Source organism: Anaeromicropila populeti, assembly GCF_900112775.1.
In the GTDB taxonomy this organism is placed as follows: domain Bacteria; phylum Bacillota; class Clostridia; order Lachnospirales; family Lachnospiraceae; genus Anaeromicropila_A; species Anaeromicropila_A populeti.
Map to the genome: position 1 here is coordinate 66,898 of NZ_FOYZ01000014.1, position 18,009 is coordinate 84,906.

Here is an 18,009-nt window from a genome sequence, read left to right on the forward strand (position 1 = left end):
AAAGGGGTAAGGAAATGGTAAAGTTAACACCAATGATGCAGCAATATATGGAAACAAAGGAACAATACAAGGACTGTATTTTATTTTACCGGTTAGGTGATTTTTATGAAATGTTTTTTGAGGATGCAGTTACCTGCTCAAAAGAGCTTGAAATTACGCTGACAGGGAAAAATTGTGGTCAGGAGGACCGGGCACCAATGTGCGGTATTCCTTACCACGCAGTGGATACTTATTTAAGTAAGTTAATTGGAAAAGGATACAAGGTTGCGATTTGTGAACAGGTTGAGGATCCAAAAGCGGCAAAAGGAATTGTGAAACGGGAAGTTGTAAGAATTGTAACTCCTGGCACTAATCTGAATACACAGATGCTGGATGAGACTAAGAATAATTATTTAATGGGAATTGTTTATATTGATAACTGTTATGGTGTATCGGCTGTAGATGTTACAACAGGTGATTATTTTGTAACAGAGGTTGACTCCAACCGTAAGTTGCTGGACGAAATCTATAAATATATGCCAAGTGAAATCATTTGTAATGATTCTTTTTTTATGTCGGGACTTGATATTGATGATTTAAGAAATCGGTTATCCATTGCTGTTTCTGCATTGGAAAACTGGTATTTTGATGAGGAGATTTGTAAAAGAAGCTTAAAGGAGCACTTTTCTGTTTCACAGCTAGATGGACTAGGATTAAAGGATTTTAATGTAGGAGTGGTTGCTGCTGGTGTCATTATGCAGTATTTACTGGAAACGCAAAAAAATGCTTTGACGCATCTGACGTCTATTACTCCGTATATTACCAGTAAGTTTATGCTTTTAGACAGTTCCACCAGAAGAAATTTGGAATTAGTTGAGACACTGCGGGAGAAGCAGAAAAGGGGTTCTTTACTTTGGGTATTGGATAAGACAAAAACGGCAATGGGTGCCAGACTGCTTCGGAATTATATAGAACAGCCACTAGTGGAGTCAGTGGAAATAAACCACCGTCTAGATGCCATAGAAGAACTAAATCAGCAGATGATTACGCGGGAAGAACTGAGAGAATATTTAAGCCCAGTCTATGATTTGGAAAGACTCATTAGTAAAATCACCTACAAATCAGCGAACCCAAGGGATCTGATTGCCTTTCAAAGCTCTATTGCCATGGTACCACATATTAAGTATTTATTGAACACGTTTCAAAAGAAGTCATTAAAAGAGTTGAATGAAAAAATGGATTCTCTGGAAGATTTATGTGAGTTAATCGGCACAGCCATTGTGGAAGAACCTCCTATTGCTGTAAAGGAAGGCGGCATAATTAAAGAAGGATACCACCAGGAGGTAGACAAGCTTCGGAAGGCAAAAACAGAAGGAAAAACGTGGCTGGCCCAGTTAGAAGCAAGAGAGCGGGAGCAGACGGGAATTAAAAACTTACGAGTAAAATATAATAAAGTATTTGGTTATTATCTAGAAGTTACCAACTCCTATCAAAATCTGGTTCCAGATACATGGACAAGAAAGCAGACGTTAGCAAATGCAGAGCGATACACTACAAGTGAATTGAAGGAACTTGAGGATGTGATTTTAGGGGCAGAGGATAAATTATTTTCTCTGGAATATCAGCTATTTTGTGAAGTTCGGGATCGAATCGGTAATGAAGTAAAAAGAATTCAGGAAACAGCAAAGGCTATCGCAGGAGTAGATGTATTTGCTTCTCTTGCACTGGTGGCACAACAAAATAGCTTTGTAAGACCAGCTATTAATGAGAAAGGGATTATTGATATAAAAGAAGGCCGTCATCCAGTTGTTGAAAAAATGCTGCCTAATGATTCGTTTGTCAGTAACGATACGTATCTGAATAATAATAAAAATCGTGTATCCATTATAACTGGTCCTAATATGGCGGGTAAATCAACTTATATGAGGCAGACCGCATTGATTGTATTAATGGCTCAGATTGGAAGCTTCGTTCCAGCTAAAAAAGCGGATATTGGAATCGTGGATCGGATTTTTACCCGAGTAGGTGCATCGGATGATTTGGCTTCAGGACAAAGCACCTTTATGGTAGAAATGACAGAGGTATCCAATATTTTAAGAAATGCAACCAACAATAGTTTGTTAATTTTGGATGAAATCGGAAGAGGCACCAGTACCTTTGATGGGTTAAGTATTGCATGGGCTGTGGTGGAGCATATTGCTAATCCCGCTGTTCTTGGGGCGAAAACGCTTTTTGCAACACATTATCATGAATTGACAGATTTGGAAGGAAAGCTGGATAGCGTAAATAACTATTGTATTGCGGTAAAAGAACAGGGAGAAGACATTGTGTTTTTGCGTAAAATCGTGCAGGGGGGAGCCGATAAAAGCTATGGAATTCAGGTGGCAAAGCTTGCTGGTGTACCAGAAACGGTATTAAAAAGAGCAAGAGAAATTGCTAGGGATTTAGAAGAACACACAATTACAATTCAGACAAAAGAAGCAGAAGAGAAACCACTACCAAAACAAAAGAAAACGGTAGAGAAAGCCGAGGTAGAGGGACAAATAAGCTTCTTTCAGAATTTTTCCATGCGTTCAGAGACCAATAAAGAACAGGAAGAGTTATGGGAGGAATTAAAAACTTTGGATGTAATGCAGCTTACGCCAATTGAAGCATTAAATAAATTGTATGAATTACAGCAAAGGGTAAAAAAATAGTTTCATTGTAATAGAAAGAGTGATACCATGTCAAATATTATGTTGTTGGATCAAAGTACGATTAATAAAATAGCGGCTGGAGAGGTCATAGAACGTCCGGCGGCAGTGGTGAAAGAACTAGTAGAAAATGCTATGGATGCGGGTGCATCTTTTATTACCGTTGAAGTGAAAGAAGGCGGAACAACTCTGATTCGGATTACGGACAACGGGTGTGGAATTCCAAAAGAAGATATTCCCCTTGCCTTTAAAAGACACGCTACCAGTAAAATACGTAACGTGGAGGATTTGCTCCATGTAGCAAGCCTGGGGTTCCGAGGAGAAGCACTGGCAAGTATTGCATCCATTGCCCAGGTAGAGCTTATCACAAAAACAGGGGATGAATTAGTTGGTGTCCGCTATTTGATAGAAGGCGGAGAAGAAAAAACAATGGAGGAAATCGGCTGTCCAGAGGGAAGCACCTTTTTAATTCGGAATCTATTTTACAACACTCCAGCCAGGCGCAAGTTTTTGAAATCACCAATGACTGAATCAAGTTATATCAACGAAGTTGTGGAAAAACTAGCGATTTCCCATCCTCAAATATCGTTTAAGTTTATTTCAAATAATCAGACAAAGCTGTATACGTCGGGAAATGGCAGTGTTAGGGATATTATTTATCAGATATATGGAAAGGATATTACAAAAGAGCTTCTTACTGTAAACAGGGAGGAAGGAATTGTATCAATAGAAGGATTTATTGGAAAACCAGTTGTTTCCAGAGGAAACCGAAGCTATATGACTTATTTTATTAATGGAAGATATGTAAAGAGTTCTGTCATTAATAAAGCAATTGAGGAGGCATATCGGCCTTTTTCCATGGCCCACCGCTATCCATTTACAGCATTAAACTTTATGGTCGCCAGTGAATGGATTGATGTAAATGTACATCCAACAAAGATGGAAATTCGGTTTCACGACAGCCAGGTTTTATATGGACTTATTTATGAAGCACTCCATGACGTTTTAGTAGGAAAGGAGTTTATTCCTGAAATTGATTTTGAGGAAAAAGGGAAGGAAAAGAGGAAAGAAGCACAAGCTATTCCAGAGCCGTTTGAAAAAGAAAGATTGCAGGCAATAAAAACTATCACGCCAGAAATATCTGTAAAGTCAGACGTGGTGGCAAGACCAGAACTTCCAGTAAGACCAGAATTTCCAGCAAAACCAGCTACCCCAGTAAAAGAAGACTTTGGCGGTATAGAGCATTTTATTATCAAAGAAGAGCCAGTTTATTCGGAGCAGATAAATTTATTTGAAAAGAAGCTTTTGGAACCTGAATCAGTGCCGCAGCACAGGATTATCGGACAACTATTTTCCACTTATTGGATTGTGGAATTTGAAGATAAAATGTTTTTGATAGACCAGCATGCGGCACATGAGAAGGTGCTGTTTGAAAAGAATATGAAACTGATACAGGAAAAGGAAGCACATACACAGATGTTGAATCCGCCCCTTGTTGTAACATTGGGAATGAAAGAAGAACAGGTACTGCTTCAGAATCAAGAACATTTTCGTAACATTGGTTTTGAATTTGAACCATTTGGCGGCAAAGAATATGCTATTTATGGGGTGCCAGCAGATTTTCTGGGACTTGCAGAAAAAGAAGTTTTTATGGATTTGATAGATAAGCTAGGGGAAGAGAGCAAGGATACAACATTGGAGACTGTATTGGAAAAAGCAGCTTCTATGTCATGCAAGGCAGCTGTAAAAGGGAACAACAAGCTTTCCTTTGCCGAAGCCGAAACGCTGATTGGCAGCCTGCTGAAATTAGAAAATCCTTATCACTGTCCACATGGAAGACCAACCATTATTTCTATGTCGAAGCAGGAAATCGAAAAGAAATTCAAGAGAATTATTTAAGAAATTGCATTTTGTACAGAATGGAGTTAAGCTATGAAGAAACCATTAATTATTTTAACGGGTCCAACTGCGGTAGGTAAAACAGATTTGTCCATCGCACTTGCTAAGGAAATAGGGGGAGAAATTATTTCAGCGGATTCCATGCAGGTTTATAAGGACATGAATATTGGAACTGCGAAAATAACAAAAGAGGAAATGCAGGGAGTTCCTCATTATCTAATAGATGTACTGGAACCATCCGATGATTTTAATATTGTTCTATTCCAGAACTATGCATTGAAATATTTGGATGAAATATATCAGAGAGGGAAAATACCTATTGTGGCAGGAGGCACAGGGTTTTATATCCAGGCACTGCTCTATGATGTTGCTTTTGAAGAAAATGATGCCGATATGGCATACAGGGAGGAGCTGGAACATCTGGCACAAATTAACGGTGCCAGTTTTCTTCATGCTATGCTGAAAGAAGTAGATCCAGCGTCCTGCCAGATTATCCATGAAAATAATATAAAACGAACCATTCGGGCATTAGAGTTCTATAAAAAAACGGGAATGCCAATTTCACAGCATAATGCCACAGAGAGGCAGAGAAGTTCCCCGTATAATTTTGTATACTTTGTTCTGACTGACAACAGGGAGCAATTATATGAACGGATTAATCTGCGGGTTGATAAAATGGTGGAGAAGGGACTTGTGGAGGAAGTTGCTGCATTAATGGAAAAGGGATATCACGAAGAAATGGTTTCTATGCAGGGAATCGGCTATAAGGAAATGATACGATACCTGAAGGGAGACTATTCGTTAGAGGAAGCTATATATTTGATAAAGAGAGAAACCAGACATTTTGCGAAACGACAGCTTACCTGGTTCCGAAGGGAAAAGGAAGTACTTTGGCTGAATAAAGAAGAATTTGGACAAGATGATGCACGAATTCTGGAAAAAATGAAAGAAATATTATTACAAAGGGAAATTATTTAGGAGGAAGAAATGGAAGATACAATGAAATACATTTATGAACAGGCTGGAATAGAAAAGGGAGTTTTTGAATTTTGTTCATCAATTGAAACTAATTTAAAATCTAGATTTCAGAAAATAGATAAGGTTGCAGAATACAATCAGATGAAAGTTTTACTTGCTATGCAGAAAAACAAGTTAAGTGATATTCATTTTAGTGCTTCAACGGGATATGGATATAACGATTTAGGCCGTGAAACATTGGAGGCTGTGTATGCAGATGTATTTAGAACAGAAGCCGCTTTAGTAAGACCTCAGCTGACGTGTGGGACCCATGCATTGACGGTTGCATTAGCGGCAAATTTACGGCCAGGAGATGAACTGCTGTCCCCTGTGGGCAAGCCCTATGATACATTAGAGGGTGTGATTGGCATAACAGATCAGGGAAGTAAAAAAAGAAGAGGGGCGTTGCGTGAGTATGGGATTACCTATGCCCAGGTGGATCTATTAGAGGATGGTGCCTTTGATTTTGACGGAATTAGAAAAGCCATAAATGAACGTACAAAGCTAATTACGATTCAACGTTCAAAGGGATATCAGACAAGGCCAACCTTATCGGTGGAACGAATAGGAGAATTAATTTCTTTTGTAAAAAAAATAAAGCCCGATGTAATCTGTATGGTTGATAATTGCTATGGTGAATTTGTTGAGTTAAAAGAACCAACAGAAGTTGGAGCCGATTTATGTGTAGGCTCTTTGATTAAAAATCCTGGAGGCGGCCTTGCACCAATTGGCGGGTATATAGTAGGTAAAGAGGAGTATGTGGAGCAATGTGCCTACCGCCTTACCGCTCCTGGTCTGGGAAAAGAGGTTGGGGCAACACTGGGAATCAACCAGTCATTTTTCCAGGGACTTTTTTTAGCTCCTACCGTGACAGCTGGAGCTTTAAAGGGGGCTGTATTCGCTGCTAATATATATGAAAAGCTTGGCTTTCCTGTAATACCAAATGGAACAGAGGAGAGATACGACATAATACAAGCGGTAACGCTGGGATCAGAAGAAGCTATTATTGCATTTTGTAAAGGAATACAGGCAGCGGCACCTGTAGACAGCTTCGTCACGCCAGAACCATGGGCAATGCCAGGTTATACATCGGATGTTATTATGGCCGCTGGGGCATTTATTCAGGGTTCTTCTATTGAATTAAGTGCAGATGCTCCGATTATGCCGCCCTATGCTGTGTACTTTCAGGGAGGCCTTACCTGGTATCATGCAAAGGTAGGAATTATGATGTCATTGCAGAAAATGGTTGATAAAAAATTAATAAATGTGTGAAATTTGTCATAAAACAATCATAATTTTTGCTGGTAAGGTTGTATACAAAATTGGATGATTGTGTTAAAATGTTGGATAGGGTTTTGATGGTGTATGCTTGAGGGGATAGGAGAGCATATGCAGAATGAACATTATACAATTAAAGAACTGCCCGAATCGGAAAGACCATATGAAAAATGCAGAAAGTTTGGTCCAAAATTTTTATCCGATGCAGAGCTTCTGGCAGTTATCATCCGGGTCGGCTCTAAGAAAGAACGTTGTGTAGAACTAGCCCACAAGGTTTTAAATTTATCAAAGAATTATAATGGCCTGGTTGGTTTAAATTATATTTCCATGGAACAGTTAATGGGCATTCATGGAATTGGAACCGTTAAGGCAACCCAATTAATCTGTATCAGTGAACTGGCAAAGCGGATGAACCAGATGGAGCGGAAGTCCGTTCTATCTTTTCGGCATCCCCGGTTAGTTGCAGAATATTATATGCCTGAAATGCGCTTTCTTGAAAAGGAAAATCTAGTGTTGATTTTACTGGATACAAAGAGTAATTTAATCAAGGATTTGGTTATTTCTACTGGAACAGTCAATATGACAATTAGTGATCCAAGGGAAATATTTGTTTGTGCCTTTCAATACCATGCCGTACAGATTATATTACTGCATAATCATCCTAGTGGCGATCCTACTCCCAGTAAAGAAGACATTATTACCACAAAACGAATTAAGGAAGCAGGAATTTTATTAGGAATACAGCTTATAGATCACATTATTATTGGTGATAATCAATATGTAAGCATGAGAGAAAAAGAATTAATATAGAAGAGGACTTAATTGCTTTCTTGGAAGGAGACACTTTATGGCAAGAAGAATGTTTGGAATCGATTTTGGGACAAGCATGATTAAAATATACAAAAAAGGCGAAGGTCTTGTTTTGGATGAAAAAAATGTAATTGCAACGCAAAAGAAAAAATTCTACGCCGGAGGCAATGAAGCGTATGATATGCTTGAAAAAGCACCAGAGAATATTATGGTTTCATACCCAATGAAAAATGGTGTAATTGCAGAAATTGCTAATATGCAGATGCTATTAGATTACTTTTTAAAAAAAGCTTTTGGGAAAAAAGGAGGATCTGGTTCCTCGGATTTTCTGATTGCAGTACCAACTAATATTACTGAAGTAGAAAGAAGGGCTTTTGTAGACCTTGTAAAAAATTCAGTTGGAAAAGCCAAAGATGTTAAGCTGATTGAAAAGCCAATTACTGCTGCACTGGGAATTGGACTTGATGTGGCAACTGCAAGAGGCGTTATGACTGTGGACATTGGTGCTGACACAACGGAAATTGCGATTATGTCAATAAGTGGGATAGTACTGACCAAGCTGATTCCAATCGGTGGTAATAAATTGGATGAATCCATTCAGCTGGCAGTAAAGAAGCATTACAACCTTTATATTGGTGGAAAAACTTCAGAAATAATAAAAAAAGAACTTGCTTCTGCGATGGGTTCAAAAGATAATGCTATCCGTATCTACGGGCGGGATGTTGTAACTGGATTGCCGAAGGAAACATTAATTAATGCAGAGTTAGTGAATGAATCTATTAATGAGCATCTTCATACAATTGTAGATTCTATTAAAATGATATTGGAAAGAACCCCGCCAGAAATTTCATCTGATATAATTGATGCTGGAATTTATATCACAGGTGGTTCTGCAAAAATAAGCGGATTAGAGAAACTAATTGCTGCTGAAACAGAATTAGAAGTGAATGTATCAGATGACTGTGAGAATTCAGTTGTAAATGGATTAGGTGTAATTATCGAGGAAGCTGCTTCCAAGAAACAAATACAATTTTGATAAAGAAACATGAGGATGTGAGTCATTATGAGAAGAAAAACTAAATTTTCTGTTAATCCTAAATATGTATTAATCGGTTTTTTTATCATCTGTATTATTCTTATTTTTATATCATTCCGATATACAGAAAAGGTTCAGCCAGTTAAGACCGTTGTAAGTGATTTTTTTACTCCAATGCAAAATGGAATTAATTCGGTTGGAAGCTGGATTACAGATAAAACAGAAATGATTACAACGATGAAAAAGCTACAGGATGAAAACAACGAGTTAAAGGAAAAACTGGATACTATTTCAAATGAAAATAAGATGCTTCAATTAGACAAGTATGAATTAGATAGTTTACGGGAGCTTTATGAGTTAGATCAGAAATATACCGAATATCCAAAAGTAGCGGCCAGAATTATTTCTAAGGAACCAGGGAACTGGTACTATCAGTTTACAATTGATAAAGGAACCAATGACGGGTTTTCAGCAGGTATGAACGTTATGGCAGGTGATGGACTGGTAGGAATTATTGTTGAGTGCAATCATAATAATTCGGTAGTACGTTCTATCATTGACGATCGAAGTAACGTGACAGGAATGATTTTAAAGACTTCAGATATTTGTAATGTCCGCGGAAATCTTGAATTGATTGATGACGGACGCATTGAAATCGAGGATTTAGATAAATCGTCAAAAGCCAAGGATGGTTATGAGGTTGTTACGTCGAATTATAGTCCGCGATATCTTCCAGGTATTCTAATCGGATATATTGAAGATATTACTGTAGATCCTTCTAATTTGACAAAATCAGGTTACTTAGTACCAGCAGTCAATTTTGATAAATTAGATACCGTTCTTGTAATCACACAGGTAATGGAAGAAAATTATTAAAAATTAGAAAGGATATATTATGGTACGTGTACTTGTGACAGCAATATTGATTATGATAAGCTTTCTTTTACAGACAACGGCTTTTAAGATGTTAGCATTGGCAGATGTTGTCCCTAATTTATTACTTATTGTTACGGCGGCAGCTGGTTACATGCGAGGAAGAGTAGAGGCGTTATTGGTTGGTTTTACGTGCGGTTTATTAGTAGACTGTATGTATGGAGATGTAATAGGATTATATGCTTTGTTGTTTCTGACAGTTGGTTACCTAAGTGGGTATGCCCATATGATTTACTTTAAAGACGACTATACGCTGCCGATTTTTTTGATTGGGGCAAGCGATTTATTATATAATATATTTTATTATATTATTTCCTTTTTACTACGGAACCGTTTGAATTTCTTATTTTATTTAAGAAGAATTATTTTACCAGAGTTGGTTTACACGCTGCTTGTTGCTTTAGTTTTTTACAAACTGCTACATAGCATCAATGGTTTATTGGAACGATTTGAACAAAGGGAGGGTTAGGTTTTGCTTGATACTATTTTAGATGAATTGAAAAAAATATTGAAATCCAGACTACTGCCAATTGCTCTCATATTTTTCTGTCTGTTTGGTGTTTTGATTTATCGGATATTCACTCTTCAAATTGTGAAAGGGGAGGAGTACCAGGAAAATACAGATAAGAGAGTGGAAAAGACAAATGAAATAAAAGCTACCAGAGGCAATATTTATGATAGGAACGGTGTGTTGTTAGCTTATAATGAACTTTCTTATTCTATTGTTTTGGAGGATACAGGTGAATTAAAAACAAATGATGAAAAAAATGCTATGATATATAAGCTAGTTCAGCTGCTGAAAAAAAATGATGATGAAATTGCTTATGATTTTCCCATTGGACTGGATGAAGATGGTAATTTATATTTCAAGGTAGAGGGCAATTCAGAACTTCGATTTAAAAGAGATATTTACTCAGCAAAATCTGTTGATGAACTGACCGAAGAGATGAAAAATGCTACGGCAGAAGAGGTTTTTGATTTTATACGGTTCAGCACAGAAAGCAACAGCCCAAAGTTTGGCATAGGTGAAGAGTATACCGTAGAAGAAGCTCTTGATATTATGACAATCCGTTATATTATGTTTATTGAAACATGGAGCAGGCAGCTGGATAATTATGTGCCAATTACAATTGCCAATGATTTGAGTCAGGTAACGGTTGCAGCATTGAAGGAATACAGTGATATTCTTCCTGGAGTTGAGGTAGTGGAAGAGACTAGACGGGTGTATAATGATAGTGAATACTTTGCCCATATATTAGGTTATACAGGTCTTATTTCAGCAGAGACCTTGCAGGATATGGAGGATGAGGGGAATACGTATTACAGTGCAACAGACCAAATAGGCAAAACAGGTCTTGAAAGCATTTATGAGGACTATCTCCGTGGTGTGAAGGGTACTGAAACTATTACAAAAAATGAAAATAACCGTGTTGTTTCAACTAGTGACCGTGTTGAACCGATTGCTGGTAACAATATTTATCTTACCATTGATGCAAATCTGCAAAAGGCTTGCTATCAGTTACTGGAAAAGCAGATTGCTGGTATTTTGATTTCTAAGATTCATAATGGAACGGATTCTGGATCAAAAGGGATTTCAGCGGACAATATAACGATTCCTATTTACGATGTATATTACGCACTGATTGATAACAATGTCATAAACATTAATAAATTTCAGGATGAATATGCTACTGACGTAGAAAAGGCAGTATATGAGAAATTTTTAAGTAAGCAAAAAGCTGTAATGAAGCAGATGAAAACGTATTTATCATTTCACAGTACCGCAGCGACTTCGTCTTTATCAGAGGAATATCAGGAGTATTTAGATTATGTGTATACAGTTTTAAAGGATAATGAACTTCTTTTAAGTAGTTTAGTAGATACGGATGATTCCGTTTATAAGGACTATTCCAATGGGAAAATCAGTTTAAGCGAATTTTTACAATATGCTTTGGCAAATAACTGGATTGATTTAGAACAGCTGGACATAGGAGATGAGTATTATAGCACAGAAGAATTGTATACAAAGCTGATAGAGTACACGATTGAACTTTTAAAAAAGGATACAGCTTTTAATAAGAAAATATATCATGCATTAATTTATTCATTTAAATTGACAGGAAAAGAAATTTGTCTTTTATTATTTGAACAAGGTGTGATAGAATATAAAGAGGAGGAAATTGCTGCATTAAATAATGGTACAATTTCTGCCTACAATTTTATACTTGATAAAATTAAGAACTTGGACATTACGCCTGCACAGTTAGCACTAAAACCGTGCTCGGGTTCAATTGTTGTGACAGATGTAGAGACAGGTGAAGTGAGAGCTTGTGTAACTTATCCAAGTTACGATAATAATAAGCTTGCCAATACAATTGACTCAGAATACTTTACTACTTTGCAGACAAACCAGTCGTATCCGTTTATGAACCGTGCAACAAAGCAGACAACTGCGCCTGGTTCTACCTTTAAGATACTTTCCTCTATTTTGGCATTAGAGGAAGGAATTATTGGTTATAATGAAACGATTTACGATAAGGTTGTTTTTGATAAAATCACACCATCTGCGCGTTGCTGGAGTTCAACCTCTCATGGAAAAGTTGATGTTTCAGATGCAATTGGTGTCTCTTGTAATTATTTTTTCTATGAATTAGCATATAAGATGAGCCAGGACAGCAATGGCAATTATATAAGCGATAAGGGACTTAAGTTAATTCAGAAATACGCTGATATATTAGGTTTATCAGCTAAGTCAGGAATTGAATTATCAGAGGAGGAACCAAATATTTCAAACAGAGATGCTGTACGGACTATGATTGGACAGGGAGATAATCTGCTCACTCCGATTCAGCTTTCTAGATATGTTACAACAGTAGCAAACAGGGGAACCTGTTATAATTTAACGATTACAGATAAGATAAAAGATGTCAGTGGTGCAGTGGTTCTGGATAAAAAGGCCGAGGTGCTTAATCAGGTGCAGATTCATGAGCAGACTTGGGATGAAGTGACTTTGGGAATGTATAAGGTTGTGAATGGACCAGAAAGCTCTATTTCAAGTTTATTTAAGGATTTAGATAAGGTTGTGGCTGGTAAAACTGGAACAGCCCAGTTAAATAAGTCCAATCCTAATCATGCGTTATTTATTTCCTTTGCACCTTATGAAAATCCGGAGATTTCTGTGACTGCTGTTATTCCAAATGGATATAAATCAAGTAATGCTGCGGAAGTAGCAAGAGATGTTTATAAATATTATTTTAGTAATGAAAAGGACAAAAAGAAAATGCTTGAGAGTAAAGTAGATAAACCAGAATTAGACTCTCCAGGATTTCAAGATTAGGATTAAGGGGGCTGTTATGAACAACTCGGTAATAATCAAGGGCACAAAATCAGGGATTATCGTAGTACTAGATAGTGAAATGGATTTTGGTGAATTGGCGGAGCATGTGGCTGTTAAGTTTCAACAATCAGCAAAGTTTTTAGGAGATGCTACAATGGCACTTAGCTTTGAAGGGCGCGTCCTGTCAAATGATGAACAGAGAGTTCTTTTGAATATTATAAATGATAATTCTGATTTGAATATCGTTTGTATTGTTGATACAGACGAGAGAAAAGAACACTTATTTGAAAAAACATTAAACGAAAAGCTTATGGAACTTAGTTCCAACACTGGGCAGTTCTATAAGGGGAATCTTCGCTCTGGACAAGTACTGGAAGTTGAGACAAGCATTATTGTTATTGGAGATGTGAATAATGGTGCAAAGGTTGTTTCAAAAGGAAATATCATTATTTTAGGTGCACTGAAGGGAAATGTATTTGCTGGTGCAGCTGGTAATACGAAAGCTTTTGTGGTTGCACTTGAAATGGATCCTGTCCAAATACGGATAGGAGATTTAATTGCACGTTCACCAGATAAAAAGGAGAAAAAAGTTCAAAAGGAAACGAAAATAGCTTTTGTGGAAGATGGTAACATCTATATTGAGCCATTAAGTAAGGATGTTATTAATGATATTCATTTGTAAAATTCAATGGAATTCTTAATTCCATTGAACTAATTTATTAAGTAATGTAATATGGAGGAATTGTAATGGGAGAAGTAATCGTAATAACTTCAGGAAAAGGTGGCGTTGGAAAAACGACTACTACAGCAAACGTTGGAACTGGATTAGCTAAATTAGGGAAAAAAGTAGTGTTGATTGACACTGATATAGGACTACGAAATCTTGATGTGGTTATGGGATTAGAAAATCGCATTGTCTATAACTTAGTTGATGTGGTGGAAGGTAATTGTAGAATTAAGCAGGCTCTTATTAAGGATAAGAGATATCCAAATCTGTATTTACTGCCGTCTGCTCAGACAAGAGATAAAACGGCGGTTAATCCGGAACAGATGAAAAAGCTCGCAGATGAATTGCGTGAGGAATTCGACTACATACTAATGGATTGTCCGGCTGGAATTGAGCAAGGCTTTAAGAACGCCATTGCTGGTGCGGATAGTGCTTTAGTTGTGACGACGCCAGAAGTTTCTGCCGTTCGTGATGCAGATCGTATTATTGGTCTCTTAGAAGCAAATGAAATCAAGAGTACACATCTTATTGTGAATCGTTTACGTAGTGATATGGTAAAGCGTGGCGATATGATGTCCAGTGATGATGTGGTTGAGATTCTTGCAGTGGATCTCATTGGTGTAGTACCAGATGATGAAAATATTGTTGTATCTACAAATCAAGGTGAACCTTTAGTTGGAAATGATTCTCTTGCAGGCCAGGCATATATGAACATTTGCCGCCGGGTAATTGGTGAACAAGTACCTTTACTAGATCTTAGTGGAAAGAGTGGTTTATTAGCGAAACTTGCAAGTATTTTCAAAAAGAACAACTAGGAGGTAGGAGATGGGATTAGCAGAATTTTTTAAAAAAAAGTCTTCTGGAAACGTAGCTAAAGATAGGTTAAAATTAGTCTTAGTATCTGATCGGGCAAACTGTTCTCCTGAAATTATGGAGCAGATTAAAAACGATATTATTAATGTAATTTCTAAATATGTAGAAATTGATGCTGAGGGATTAGATATTAAAATTACACAAACGGAATCGGAAGGAAATAATGGTACAGTTCCTGCATTATATGCAAACATACCTATTAAGGACCTGAAGACTCCTAAAAAATAAGGATGATTCTATATGTTTCAATTTAAGCAATACGACTGGAAACGGTTGAATATTTCGTTACTCATGGTAGTGATTACTCTTAGCATTATAAGCGCTTATATAGTGCGTTTTGCTGCGGACGAGCAATTTAAAGGCAGCTATTTCAAAGGTCAGATAATTGGACTGGTCTTTGGATTGTTCATTATAACAGTTGTCGCATTAATAGACTATCATTTTATTTGCAAATTTGTAATATTATATTATATTGTTGGGACAATGATGGTAGCAGCAACTAAATTTTCACCATTAGGAACTGATCTAGGTACTGATTCGTACAGGTGGATTAGAATTGGATTTAATTTTCAGCCTTCAGAGGTGTGTAAAATTATTTTAATTTTGACGTTGGCAGTTTTTTTTGAAAAATTTAACCAGCAAATGGATAAATTTCGCGTGATAGTTTTATCAACGCTAATTATGATAATACCTACAGCTTTTGTATTGGTACAATCTGATTTGTCTTCTAGTATGGTTATGGTATTTATTTTTGCAATGATGCTTTTTGCTGCTGGTATCAGCTATAAGTTACTGTTACCAATTATTGCAGTTGGAATTCCTGTAATAGTTGGTTTGTTTTGGTATGTGCAGCAGCCTTGGCAGAAATTATTACATTCTTACCAATATGATAGAATTTTTGGATTTATGAATCCAGAAAAATATGCTCAGTCTATAATGTATCAACAGAATCATTCTGTTCAGGCAATTGGCTCAGGTGGCCTTTTTGGAAAAATACTAGTAGATAACAATTCTGGCGTTCGTAATTATATCTGGGTTGATGTGCGGGAAAGCGATTTCATATTTACTGTAATTGGAGAAGAACTTGGTTTTATTGGTAGCTGTATAATAATTCTATTATTGGCAACTATTATTATAAAATGTTTATTAATTGCAAAAAAATCACGGGATTATCAAGGAATGATGATTGCTGTAGGGATTGCTTCCATGTTTATGTTTCAGGTATTTGCTAACATCGGTGTTGCTACAAGAATATTGCCAAATACAGGACTGCCATTGCCGTTTTTAAGCAGAGGGTTAAGTTCTACCCTTAGCAGTATGATAGGAATTGGTATGATTATAAATATTGGTTTGCAATCAGGGAAAGGCTCCCGAAATGGATTTTCAATGAGTAATTTATGACCAAAGGGGGAATAGAGATGAATATTGGATTGATTGCACATGATGCAAAGAAAAAATTAATGCAGAATTTTTGCATTGCGTATCGCGGGATTTTAAGTAAACATGATATTTTTGCAACAGGGACAACAGGAAGACTAGTAGAAGAAGTGACTAACTTGAGTATTCACAAGTATTTAGCAGGACATCTTGGTGGAGAGCAACAATTGGGAGCGCAAATTGAACATAATCAAATTGACTTAGTAATATTTTTACGTGATCCATTATCACCAAAATCACATGAGCCTGACGTTAATAATGTTTTTCAGCTTTGTGATACCCACAATATTCCACTGGCAACAAATGTTGCAACAGCTGAATTGTTAATTAAAGCGCTGGATCGTGGAGATTTGGACTGGAGAGAAATTTTAAAATCCTAATTGAGATAATATAAAAGATTGTGTTTGCTAGGGCAGGAAGGAGAACTGAAGTGAAAAAAGTACTTCTTAGTTTTAGTATGTTATGCGCACTGCTTTTGATTGGCTGTGACCAGGTTGAGCTTTATATTCCATATGATTCGGCTGCATCCTTTCAGGGAAATGCTATGACGAATGAGGTTGCAGAGGATTCGGAAGAATTATTTTCAGAAGATTTGTGCCTGATTCCATTAAAAGAAGATGTGGATAAAGACGGTAATTTAAATGGCATTGCAACATTGTTGGTGGATATAACAGATAAGGAAACTATTTTTGCAGACAATGTATACGAAAAGGTTTATCCTGCAAGTATTACAAAAATTGTAACTGCTTTAGTAGTTTTAGAACACTGTGATTTATCTGAAATGGTGACAGTAAGTCATGATGCTGCTAATATTACAGAAGCTGGAGCTAAGAAATGCGGCTTTTTGGAAGGGGATAAAATAAAGCTGCTTGATTTGCTTACTGCTTTTTTGGTGTATTCTGGTAATGATGCTGGGGCTGCTATTGCAGATCATGTAGCTGGCAGTGTAGAAGCATTTGCTCAGCTGATGAATGAAGAAGCAAAAAAGGTAGGTGCTGTTCATTCTAATTTTGTAAATCCACATGGGCTTCACGATGACAATCATTATACTACTGCATATGACATTTATCTGTTTTTTAACGAGTGTCTAAAGCATGAAGAGTTTGTTAAAATTATTAACAACAGTTCTGTAGATATCAGTTATTCAGACGCAGATGGAAATGCAGTGAAAAAGACTTTTACTACAACAAATCGTTATCTTAATGGAAAAGAAGCAATGCCAGATGGGATTACTGTACTGGGAGGAAAAACAGGGACTACAAGCAAGGCGGGATCTTGTGTTGTGATATATAGTAAGGATAAAAAGAACCATGAGTATATCTCTCTTATTCTGAAGACAGATAGTGGAGATGCTTTATTTTCTCAAATGAGCTATTTATTAAAAATGATTAATCGTTAATTAAAGGTTGTATTTTTGTATAATATATACTATAATTATTTCATAAAACTACCGTAATTATACATATAATACAACGTGATGGACTAATGGTAATAAATAGACATGAAGGAGGAGATAGATATGATACAAATAATATCCGGTGAAAAAGGTAAGGGGAAAACCAAAATTTTACTTGCTAAAGTAAATGAAGATGTATTGGAAGTTAAGGGAAATATTGTGTATTTGGACAAAAGCAATAAGCACATGTACGAATTGAGTAATAAGGTGCGGTTAGTAAACGTAGAGGATTATTTAATTGAAAATAGCGATGAATTTGCAGGTTTTATATGTGGAATTATCTCAGAAGACCATGACTTGGAAACGATATATGTAGACAGCTTTTTAAAAGTTGCCTGCGTAGATGAAAACAAAATAGGAAAAGTTCTAGATAAACTAACTAAAATCTCAGAACAGTTCAACGTACATTTTGTGATTAGCATTTCATTAAGTAAAGAAAATATTCCAGCAGAATACCAGTCTTCTCTTATAGTTTCTTTATAAAATAACAATTATTAGAATAACCACAAGAAATAATTCATTATTTCTTGTGGT

The 18,009-nt window shown here is 36.5% G+C and carries 16 protein-coding genes; all 16 read left to right on the forward strand.

Going from position 1 to position 18,009, the window contains the following annotated elements:
- Positions 1–14 precede the first annotated feature (14 nt).
- The 16 genes from mutS (at position 15) to BM305_RS15540 (ending at position 17,958) form a co-directional block, all read left to right on the forward strand.
- A complete protein-coding gene (gene mutS / locus BM305_RS15465; protein ID WP_177214761.1) occupies positions 15–2,675 on the forward strand; it encodes a DNA mismatch repair protein MutS in 2,661 nt (886 codons plus the stop codon).
- Positions 2,676–2,702: 27 nt separating this feature from the next.
- Positions 2,703–4,571, forward strand: coding sequence for a DNA mismatch repair endonuclease MutL (gene mutL / locus BM305_RS15470; RefSeq protein WP_092562780.1), 1,869 nt, complete (start codon positions 2,703–2,705; stop codon positions 4,569–4,571).
- 33 nt (positions 4,572–4,604) lie between these two features.
- Positions 4,605–5,549, forward strand: a complete 945-nt coding sequence (miaA, locus tag BM305_RS15475; protein WP_092562783.1) for a tRNA (adenosine(37)-N6)-dimethylallyltransferase MiaA — start codon at positions 4,605–4,607, stop codon at positions 5,547–5,549.
- A 9-nt stretch (positions 5,550–5,558) separates the two neighbouring features.
- Entirely contained in the window at positions 5,559–6,860 is a 1,302-nt protein-coding gene (locus BM305_RS15480) for a methionine gamma-lyase family protein (protein ID WP_092562786.1), read from the forward strand.
- Between the two features lie 117 nt (positions 6,861–6,977).
- Positions 6,978–7,676 carry a RadC family protein gene (gene radC / locus BM305_RS15485; RefSeq protein WP_092562789.1) on the forward strand — a complete coding sequence of 233 codons (699 nt, stop codon included), beginning with the start codon at positions 6,978–6,980 and terminating at the stop codon, positions 7,674–7,676.
- 37 nt (positions 7,677–7,713) lie between these two features.
- Positions 7,714–8,712 (forward strand): rod shape-determining protein, encoded by a 999-nt coding sequence (mreB, locus tag BM305_RS15490; RefSeq protein ID WP_092562792.1) that lies wholly within the window; start codon positions 7,714–7,716, stop codon positions 8,710–8,712.
- Between the two features lie 27 nt (positions 8,713–8,739).
- Positions 8,740–9,588 carry a rod shape-determining protein MreC gene (gene mreC / locus BM305_RS15495; protein WP_092562795.1) on the forward strand — a complete coding sequence of 283 codons (849 nt, stop codon included), beginning with the start codon at positions 8,740–8,742 and terminating at the stop codon, positions 9,586–9,588.
- 19 nt (positions 9,589–9,607) lie between these two features.
- The gene (mreD, locus tag BM305_RS15500; RefSeq protein ID WP_092562798.1) at positions 9,608–10,114 is read left to right on the forward strand and encodes a rod shape-determining protein MreD; all 507 of its coding nucleotides are present in this window, start codon (positions 9,608–9,610) and stop codon (positions 10,112–10,114) included.
- A 3-nt stretch (positions 10,115–10,117) separates the two neighbouring features.
- Positions 10,118–12,982, forward strand: a complete 2,865-nt coding sequence (locus BM305_RS15505; protein ID WP_092562800.1) for a penicillin-binding transpeptidase domain-containing protein — start codon at positions 10,118–10,120, stop codon at positions 12,980–12,982.
- 16 nt (positions 12,983–12,998) lie between these two features.
- Positions 12,999–13,664, forward strand: coding sequence for a septum site-determining protein MinC (gene minC, locus BM305_RS15510; RefSeq protein ID WP_092562803.1), 666 nt, complete (start codon positions 12,999–13,001; stop codon positions 13,662–13,664).
- A 65-nt stretch (positions 13,665–13,729) separates the two neighbouring features.
- Positions 13,730–14,524 (forward strand): septum site-determining protein MinD, encoded by a 795-nt coding sequence (gene minD / locus BM305_RS15515; protein ID WP_092562806.1) that lies wholly within the window; start codon positions 13,730–13,732, stop codon positions 14,522–14,524.
- Between the two features lie 10 nt (positions 14,525–14,534).
- The gene (gene minE / locus BM305_RS15520) at positions 14,535–14,810 is read left to right on the forward strand and encodes a cell division topological specificity factor MinE (protein WP_092562809.1); all 276 of its coding nucleotides are present in this window, start codon (positions 14,535–14,537) and stop codon (positions 14,808–14,810) included.
- A gap of 12 nt (positions 14,811–14,822) precedes the next feature.
- Positions 14,823–15,983: an FtsW/RodA/SpoVE family cell cycle protein gene (locus tag BM305_RS15525; protein ID WP_092562812.1), complete on the forward strand. Its 1,161-nt coding sequence runs from the start codon at positions 14,823–14,825 to the stop codon at positions 15,981–15,983.
- Between the two features lie 17 nt (positions 15,984–16,000).
- Complete coding sequence (mgsA, locus tag BM305_RS15530) at positions 16,001–16,399, forward strand: methylglyoxal synthase (RefSeq protein WP_092562815.1); 399 nt, start codon at positions 16,001–16,003, stop codon at positions 16,397–16,399.
- Positions 16,400–16,449: 50 nt separating this feature from the next.
- Complete coding sequence (locus BM305_RS15535) at positions 16,450–17,418, forward strand: D-alanyl-D-alanine carboxypeptidase family protein (RefSeq protein WP_092562817.1); 969 nt, start codon at positions 16,450–16,452, stop codon at positions 17,416–17,418.
- 120 nt (positions 17,419–17,538) lie between these two features.
- Positions 17,539–17,958: a twitching motility protein PilT gene (locus tag BM305_RS15540; RefSeq protein WP_092562820.1), complete on the forward strand. Its 420-nt coding sequence runs from the start codon at positions 17,539–17,541 to the stop codon at positions 17,956–17,958.
- Positions 17,959–18,009: the final 51 nt, after the last annotated feature.